Origin of the sequence: Prevotella brunnea (genome assembly GCF_008016795.1) — a bacterium.
Taxonomy (GTDB): Bacteria; Bacteroidota; Bacteroidia; order Bacteroidales; family Bacteroidaceae; genus Prevotella; species Prevotella brunnea.
In genome coordinates this window covers 19,658-27,133 of record NZ_SDIK01000078.1, presented here as the reverse complement: position 1 = coordinate 27,133, position 7,476 = coordinate 19,658, and the positions used below count along the sequence as shown (strand labels likewise).

General features: G+C 46.7%; 9 protein-coding genes. 1 reads left to right on the top strand and 8 read right to left on the bottom strand.

Annotation, left to right across the window (positions count from 1 at the left end; genetic code table 11):
• Positions 1 to 72 precede the first annotated feature (72 nt).
• Together ETF27_RS09690 and ETF27_RS09685 are read right to left on the bottom strand one after the other, a co-directional pair.
• Positions 73 to 294: an NrfD family oxidoreductase membrane subunit gene (locus tag ETF27_RS09690; protein WP_130829457.1), complete on the bottom strand. Its 222-nt coding sequence runs from the start codon at positions 292 to 294 to the stop codon at positions 73 to 75.
• Between the two features lie 4 nt (positions 295 to 298).
• Entirely contained in the window at positions 299 to 778 is a 480-nt protein-coding gene (locus tag ETF27_RS09685; protein WP_130829455.1) for a hypothetical protein, read from the bottom strand.
• A 434-nt stretch (positions 779 to 1,212) separates the two neighbouring features.
• Between ETF27_RS09685 and ETF27_RS09680 the strand changes: the two genes are divergently transcribed.
• Complete coding sequence (locus ETF27_RS09680; protein WP_130829454.1) at positions 1,213 to 2,466, top strand: ATP-binding protein; 1,254 nt, start codon at positions 1,213 to 1,215, stop codon at positions 2,464 to 2,466.
• 98 nt (positions 2,467 to 2,564) lie between these two features.
• On the opposite strand, the gene ETF27_RS09675 is transcribed toward ETF27_RS09680, so the two are convergent.
• The 6 genes from ETF27_RS09675 to ETF27_RS09650 all read right to left on the bottom strand — a co-directional run bounded on the left by ETF27_RS09675 (position 2,565) and on the right by ETF27_RS09650 (position 7,469).
• Positions 2,565 to 3,068, bottom strand: coding sequence for a hypothetical protein (locus tag ETF27_RS09675; RefSeq protein ID WP_130829452.1), 504 nt, complete (start codon positions 3,066 to 3,068; stop codon positions 2,565 to 2,567).
• A gap of 13 nt (positions 3,069 to 3,081) precedes the next feature.
• Positions 3,082 to 3,879: a topoisomerase C-terminal repeat-containing protein gene (locus ETF27_RS09670; RefSeq protein ID WP_130829450.1), complete on the bottom strand. Its 798-nt coding sequence runs from the start codon at positions 3,877 to 3,879 to the stop codon at positions 3,082 to 3,084.
• A 121-nt stretch (positions 3,880 to 4,000) separates the two neighbouring features.
• On the bottom strand, positions 4,001 to 4,723 hold the full coding sequence (locus tag ETF27_RS09665; protein ID WP_130829448.1) for a hypothetical protein: 723 nt from the start codon (positions 4,721 to 4,723) through the stop codon (positions 4,001 to 4,003).
• A complete protein-coding gene (locus ETF27_RS09660; RefSeq protein ID WP_130829446.1) occupies positions 4,720 to 5,919 on the bottom strand; it encodes a toprim domain-containing protein in 1,200 nt (399 codons plus the stop codon). Before ETF27_RS09660 ends, ETF27_RS09665 begins: the two co-directional genes overlap by 4 nt.
• Before the next feature lie 22 nt (positions 5,920 to 5,941).
• Positions 5,942 to 7,261, bottom strand: a complete 1,320-nt coding sequence (locus tag ETF27_RS09655) for an ArdC family protein (protein ID WP_130829444.1) — start codon at positions 7,259 to 7,261, stop codon at positions 5,942 to 5,944.
• A complete protein-coding gene (locus ETF27_RS09650; protein WP_130829441.1) occupies positions 7,242 to 7,469 on the bottom strand; it encodes a hypothetical protein in 228 nt (75 codons plus the stop codon). Before ETF27_RS09650 ends, ETF27_RS09655 begins: the two co-directional genes overlap by 20 nt.
• Positions 7,470 to 7,476 lie beyond the last annotated feature (7 nt).

Here is a 7,476-nt window from a genome sequence, read left to right as displayed (position 1 = left end):
TTTAGCGGACAGTAATAATTGTATTTCCTTTTGCAGGAGTATGCCTGTAACTCGGCACACTCCTGGTTCTACTTAGTCAAACATCGCATTGACGTGGGTTTCAAACTCGTCGTCTGAATAGCTGTAGAAGATGTCATCTTCCACATATCCGTAAAATAGATTGTCCACTGATGGAAAATCTTCTTTCCACTTGTCGCACACACTACAGGGTGCAAATAGGGCATCGCCCAACTGCGCATTGCTAATCTCTCTTGCATCAACGCCCTCTATCGAAAAAATACTGATATTCCCCATGCTTTTAGAAATGAAAATCAATGATACCACCGATATAAAGTTCGTCACCCTCCGTCAGATGCTCCACCATGCGCATCAACTCCGCCGACTTTTCCGCAAAAGTCTGATAGTCGTCATTACAAAGGTAGAATTGGGCATCAGTGTCCAGCGGATTTTGCAGCTCGGTCTCCAACTGGTATACCTCACCGCAAAAGTTCATCACGTTTTCCGTGTTTACCTTTGCCGCTTTCGTCTGAATACGCTCAACCCACTCACGTTTCCACTGCTCAAACCCGCCTTGATACACCAAAGTCGTTTCATCTTTCAGGCGAAACATACCCAATGGCAGAATATGAGCCATGAGCGAGTAAACGGCTCTCTTCCGTTCTTCTTCTGATATGGCGGCACAATAGTCATAATCGCTGCCATCACCCTGCAACAAGGTATCTTCACAAAGATAGCCCTCGATGCGTTCTTCCGATAATTGAAAAATCCATGCGTGCATAACTTATCATTTTAAGAGGTTATCAATCTTAATCTTTTCCCTTTTGTGAAGTCTTCAGACTTCTTGCAGGTACTTGATTTTCGAGCAAGAAAGGACGGCATAAGCGGGAAAGACAAGGCAAGCAATGCACGGAAAAATTGACGGAATACCCAAATCTTGATTTGAGGAAGGCTGCCGTCTATTTTTCTGCGTATAGCCATAGCGGTGCTTGCCGCTCTTTCCTATGCCGTAACTTTGCAAAGAAAATGAGTACTTGCAACAAGGAGGCAACCGCAAACATGGAAATGATAGAAAGTAAATACCGCACATCATGACGTACCTTTCTCTGATAATAAGGAAAACAAGAAAATAATTACTGTTTTCTTGCTTAAATGACATGAAATAGTTATATTTGCTGCATAAATCTGTGTCGTGACACAAAAATATATTCTAAAATGCTATTTGAACGGAAGTATTACCTAAGCCAACTACAGAATGCTGATGGAAACGGTATGATCAAAATCATCACCGGGATGCGACGCTGTGGCAAGTCATTCCTCCTTTTCAATATCTTCCGAAAGAGTCTTCTTGAAAGGGGCATTCACGAAGATCACATTATTAAAGTCAATTTGGAGGATCGCCGAAATAAGAAGCTACGTAATCCAGATGCACTTCTTGAACATATCGATAAATTGATGACAGATGCAGAGAAGTATTACATTCTGTTGGATGAGGTGCAGTTGGTCAGTGAGTTTGAGGATGTTCTTAACTCTTACCTTGGCGTACCCAATGCAGAAGTGTATGTTACCGGCTCAAATGCAAAATTCCTTTCAAGAGACATTATAACGGAATTTCGTGGACGAGGATGGGAAGTACGCATCCACCCACTTAGTTTTGCAGAATATTATGAGGTGATAGGTGGTGAAAAGGCAGAAGCCCTGGATCAATACTATAAATATGGTGGCCTGCCAGCTGTGGCAGGAATGAAACGAGCTAAAGACAAGCAGAATTACCTCCGCGAGATTTTTGAGACGGTGTATCTAAGAGACGTTATTGACCGCAACCATCTAAAGAATGCAGACGGCTTACGGGAGCTGGTTCGTATTCTTGCCTCTACTATGGGGGCGAGTACCAACGTGCGACGAATTTCAAACACTTTCAAGACTGCCGCAGGCATAGATGTTGCCCCTGCAACGATAGCCAAATACATCGCGTGTCTGCAAGATGCATTCATCATCAGCGAAGCATTACGCTATGATGTCAAGGGTAGGAAATATATCGGCACAGAAACCAAGTATTATTTCGAGGATTTAGGGATAAGGAATGCCGTTGTTGAATTCCGCCAATTTGAGCCAACCCATATTATGGAGAATGTTGTATATAACGACTTATGCCGCAATGGTTTCTCGGTTGATGTCGGATTAGTTGAAAGTTTCAAACGCGATAATAACGGCAAACTAACAAGACGAAACCTCGAAATAGATTTTGTCGTCAATCGACATGATGAACGATTATACATTCAGTCTGCCTATGCTTTACCTTCAAAGGAGAAAGTTGATCAGGAACAAGCCTCACTCTTGCAAGTGTCAGACGGCTTTCGCAAGATTATCATTGCCGGCGATCATTACAGTACTGGTTACAATGAGAATGGAATCTTGGTAATTGGACTTTACGATTTTCTGTTGGAAAAAGCGAATATCTGGAAATAGTATAAACAGCAAGTCTATAATACTAAAGGAAGAAACAGGGGAAGCTACAGATAACTTCCCCTGCTATTTTTTTACCATGTATCTTCATGAAAGAACTTTTATGGCAGCGGTAGTTCAAACGTCCTCACCACCGCCTTGCCGTCCTTACTGATAAAGAACCACCGTTCAGCATTGTATTTCATGCCATGATGCGTTATCGCCTGATAGTCGATCTTCACTTTCCATCCCGTCCATTCCTTTTTGCCAGTAGCCTGACTGAGCATCTGTCGAATGTCCGAGTTGGCACGCATCTGCCTTTCGGCGAGATCCATCACGTAGAAGTCATTGATGTCCAGCGACTGCATATTATTGGTACGTTTCATAATACTATCCGTGACCGACTTCATGATACGGATGATGCCCGCCTTCTCTTGTTGCGAGAAGTAGCTGAACCCAAAAGCCGAATCAGGCTCTGATATAGCCAACACCTGCAATTGCTTAGGATATTCCATCGATTCTTTCAGATTTTCCACAGCCAACTGCTTCAACGCATGACGCTTATTTTTACAACCAGTGAGGCATAACAATGCCACCACTACATATATAATACTTTTTCTTTTCATCACTAATAACTGCTTAAATCATGATTATTCTGTCTTTTTCAGGTGTCAGTTGCAGCCGCTTGTAGTACACTGTACCGTCTTCCTTGTAAAATTCGATGCAGTCCCTGGTTACGCCCTGTTCGCAAATTTGCTTCACCTCCTCCACCGATACGGCATGACCGCTGATGTTACGCCAGATAGAGAACTTGCATGGATGTTCGGCATTGCGATAGTTGGCACAGTTGTAGGCCTTCAGCCCAACATGCAGGTCGCCGCCGCAATGCGGACACTTTGCGATGCGCGATTCCAGCTTCACCTTGCCTTCGGCTATCGACAACGACGAGGCAAACATCTTCCACTCATTTGAGGCAAAGCCCTCCAGGGCGATATGCTTGCCATTCAAGAACGCCACGGCATCCTGCTCCATAATCCTACGGTTGCAGATAATACCCGGAATCATAAAGTCACACGATGGATGCTCACCGATGGAATTTTCACATCGGTAGCCCTTTGAAGTCTTGCGCATCTTACCTCCACAGATAGGACATACTCCGTCGATATAATGTACACCTGATGATACCTCCACCTTTCCATTACGGATGACGAGAGCCGCCTTAAAATACTGTCCGTCCTTGTTTTGCAGAGAGAGCACCCCCGTATGACCATGCTTGACAAGTGGCGCCACCAGTTCCTCCGTTATCTCCAAATTAAACAAACGATTAGGGATAACGAATCCACAGGACTGCTCACTGCACTTCCAGTCCTGCTCGTCGTGCACCATTGTACCTCTGCCACAAACGGGGCAAATCATTAAGTTATTTGTATCACTCATATCTTTGCTATTTCTTAAAGTTTAATGATTACCAGGCAAATCCGTTGTTTGCACTGCTCTTCCTCGAAATAACAAAGTGTCGCCATGCAAAAGTACAGAAAAATGCCCATATTCAGACCTCTCAAATATATTTCCACTCATAGATTAGTCCATCCACAATCGCCTTTCCTGACATCACCGTGGCCCAACCTTCAGGGTCAAGTCCAAACCACAGGTCATTCCACGAGTACGTCCTTATCTGCCATGCCAGCAGCCACAGATCGGTGTTGATCGTCTCCAGTTTCGTCACCACCTCATTGGCAATGTAATACCGTTCCGCCGATGACAGTAGGTTTACCTTATGCTTCTCATTCACAGACTTGCCGGTGACATCATAGCCACTCACGTTGTATGTGCCGCTCGTTACCAGTTGTTTCATGAACGGATAGAGCGAAGCCATTTGCGTGGCAGCATCCGTCAGTTCATCAGACACCAAGAGAGCAATGGCCGTTCCTTTCAGATGACCGGGCAGCGACTGGCGCAACAGGCTCATGTTTCGTGGAATCTCTACTGTTGTCAGTTCTGCCGCTCGCTTGATCTGATAAAGGTTCTGCATGGCTCCTTGTGCATTGGAGAGATACGTCAGCATCTTGTCTTCCACCTTGTGCATTCTGTCCATCGCCACAGTGACTGCCGTTTCCGCAGCAATGATTTTCTTCTGTGTCTTCTCGCGGTCCTTGAAAATCTTTTTCAGCATTCCGCTCTGCGCTATCACTGCACCCGTCAGCGTCGGGTCCGTCTGTTGTGCCATCATAGGGCAGAAAGTTAAACTACCCAACAATGATATGATGAAGATTCGTTTCATAAGCCCACCCCTTTCTCTCGGCGGTCAGCCAGATTCCGATCTCTTGCAAACTTGTTTTCTACCGCCACAACTTCCATCTGTTTACCCATCAGCTGGTCGTTCCAGTCCTTGTAGTTCGCAGCAGCCTTCCATTCACCTACATTATAGCGGATGTGGATATGCTTGCGAAGCTCACGGATGGACAGCTGTTCATTAGCAATGGCAAAGTTCTTCGCGCCAACAGTAATCTTCACCTTGTCCTCTTCCTTATGCACATTCAAGCGGATGCCCTCCAGCAAGGCAGCCATGCGGATTCCATAGATACGCCCGGCAAGGTCATTATCAAAACAGTCCATCGCCTTGGCTTCCGGGTAATGCGCCATGATACCCTTGATCTGACTGTCGGAGAACGTGCCACCCAACGATACGAATACCGAATGAGTACCATCTAAGCGAAGGTGATTCAGCTGATAGAACGCCATGATGTCGTAGGCACTTTCAGCGAAATAGATATTTCTGATGTCTGTAGGCTCTCCACCTTGTGAGAGATCAGCAATCCATGCCCCCGTCGTCGAGTTAGTACCAGCTGCCTTACTCTTGAATGAGCCAAAGCCACGGATTTCATAGCCCACCACCTTGTCCTTGCCAGCCTCCGTATAAGGGAAGCCGATGTTGAACTGCTTGTAGGTGGTATGGCTGTTGTCCCTTATTTGCTTGATAAATGGTGCGAAGGCACTCACCGTCTCCTCGTTGATGCCACGCTGGACAAAGAACGCCATTACTTCCGACGGTGCACCATTAACATCCTTCGTTTCATAGCGTTTCGGATCAAACACGGTATTACCCGTGTACCCAGCTTTCGTAAGATACTGGCTATCCCCATAGTCAGGAATCGGCTCATTGGCGAAGTGGGCCATCACCTTGCCGATGATTTCCCACTCGTTTCTTCCAGACTCGTGGAAGCTGCTAAGGTTCTCACGTATCAAAGATACCACATCACCGCCTCTCGCCCCGTTACGCCGGAAATAAGTTTGCGCCGCCTTCTCCTTCGGGTTCTTGATGATGAGCTTGTCCTGATGCCCCGTGGAGTCAGACAAAACCATTTCAATGTATCTTCCCACACCAGCCGAGCGGTCGAGACGATAGCCCAGATAATAGGCAATATCATCTACGCCTACCTTTGTTTTTAGGTCTTTGTAGTTTACACTCTGTTTCATAACTGCCTACAAGTATAAAGGGTTATATTTTCATACGATGAGCATGCTGCTGTGTCTGTGCCATGACTACATCTCCAAAACTTTTTTCCAGCGTATGGGAGAGCAGACGCGCCTTCTCCGTTTCTTCCGAGAGAGAGAAATAGAGGATGCCCACATTTCGGTCAATCGGTTTGAGTCCCAAATCTTGACCTTGGAATGAGGCTCGCACCGCATAGTCGCCATCATTTTGCTTGATGATGGAGGCGTTCTCAAAGACGACCTTGTCCTTGGGAATGTCGTTAGAAAGGTTTCTGTTTTTATCGAGCAAGGGCTCTTCACCCAACGCCATTTTCTGCTTGTCCACCTCTTCCAGTACCATGTTAGCAGCCTTGTTCACGTCGGCCATCACCGACACGATGAACTTAGGATTTTCCTTGAGAGTGGAGATCCAACTATTGAGGTAAGCCGCATTGTTGTCCAGAATACACTTGTCAAAGCCCATCGAGTTGCCTACCATCGCTGCCGTCAGCTCAGCCACCAGTTCCTCCTTGGCGTATTTCGCATCGCCGAACTTCTCATGGCTGCCCCTGTTCAGCCGAGGTTCCGTACCGGTGGAATGAGCCATCTCGTGCAGGGCCGTGGAGTAGTATTCCATACCGTCCTTATAGACCTCTTCCAGTGTCTTGCCGATGTTGAACTGCTCTTTCCTTGGAATGACGATGATGTCCTTGGAGGGAGAGAAATATGCACCGGGTACCTGCTTATCATATTGGATAGGACAAATCCACTCCTGCTTTTCAAACATACGGTCGAGAGCCTTGCTGGTAAACATCCCTTCGGCATCTCGCAGCTCTGGTGGGGCAAACAGCTTTTTGAGAGCTTCCACCTTGTCAGGCTTCACCTCAGCCAGATTGGTCTGATCGACATTGAACACATTGAAGGCTTTTAGGAAAGGAATGGTCTGCACCTGCATCCGCTCTGCAAGGCTCATCTTGCGGTAGGCCTCTTTAGAAACTTTCTTACCATCCTTGTCCCTTGCTATGATATCCCAGTAGAGTACTGGCATAGCCGACTCACCTCTCTTCACATGTGCTCCCATGTCGTTGGCCTGCTTGAAGGTGAGGTACACGGGCATGGAGTAGCCACGAAGAGCCGTGTCCAGTTGGAGGAAGAAAGAGTTGCTTCCCGAATATCCACGCCCGGATACATTCTGCGGCATGGCACCGGGGGCGGTGGCACCGCCAATCCACCCCTTGCGCCAGCCAACGGACTTCATCTGTTCCATACGCTCAATCATCATCTCCGTGAATCTGTCCACGGCTTTCTGACCGAGCGTCTTTGTTTCAGTTCCAGCTGTAGTCATAGTCGTCCTCCGCCAAGATTTGCTTATCTTGCATATTCAGTTCCACCGACTCCATATAGAACTCTGCGGTATCTTCGCTGGGATGGATGTTGTGTTCCTTGCACCACTGCATGAAGTCGTTCGCATGTTCACCTTCGAGCGTGAACTGCAGCCATCCTATCCGTCTGTCCTGTTTGAGCTGGACCAGCTCTTCAAAACTATATGCCATTTTCTTT

Excerpts from the sequence above, each read along its gene's own strand:
- ETF27_RS09690 (WP_130829457.1), bottom strand. The coding sequence starts at position 294 with ATGGGGAATATCAGTATTTTTTCGATAGAGGGCGTTGATGCAAGAGAG.
- ETF27_RS09685 (WP_130829455.1), bottom strand. The coding sequence starts at position 778 with ATGCACGCATGGATTTTTCAATTATCGGAAGAACGCATCGAGGGCTAT.
- ETF27_RS09680 (WP_130829454.1), top strand. The coding sequence starts at position 1,213 with ATGCTATTTGAACGGAAGTATTACCTAAGCCAACTACAGAATGCTGAT.
- ETF27_RS09675 (WP_130829452.1), bottom strand. The coding sequence starts at position 3,068 with ATGAAAAGAAAAAGTATTATATATGTAGTGGTGGCATTGTTATGCCTC.
- ETF27_RS09670 (WP_130829450.1), bottom strand. The coding sequence starts at position 3,879 with ATGAGTGATACAAATAACTTAATGATTTGCCCCGTTTGTGGCAGAGGT.
- ETF27_RS09665 (WP_130829448.1), bottom strand. The coding sequence starts at position 4,723 with ATGAAACGAATCTTCATCATATCATTGTTGGGTAGTTTAACTTTCTGC.
- ETF27_RS09660 (WP_130829446.1), bottom strand. The coding sequence starts at position 5,919 with ATGAAACAGAGTGTAAACTACAAAGACCTAAAAACAAAGGTAGGCGTA.
- ETF27_RS09655 (WP_130829444.1), bottom strand. The coding sequence starts at position 7,261 with ATGACTACAGCTGGAACTGAAACAAAGACGCTCGGTCAGAAAGCCGTG.
- ETF27_RS09650 (WP_130829441.1), bottom strand. The coding sequence starts at position 7,469 with ATGGCATATAGTTTTGAAGAGCTGGTCCAGCTCAAACAGGACAGACGG.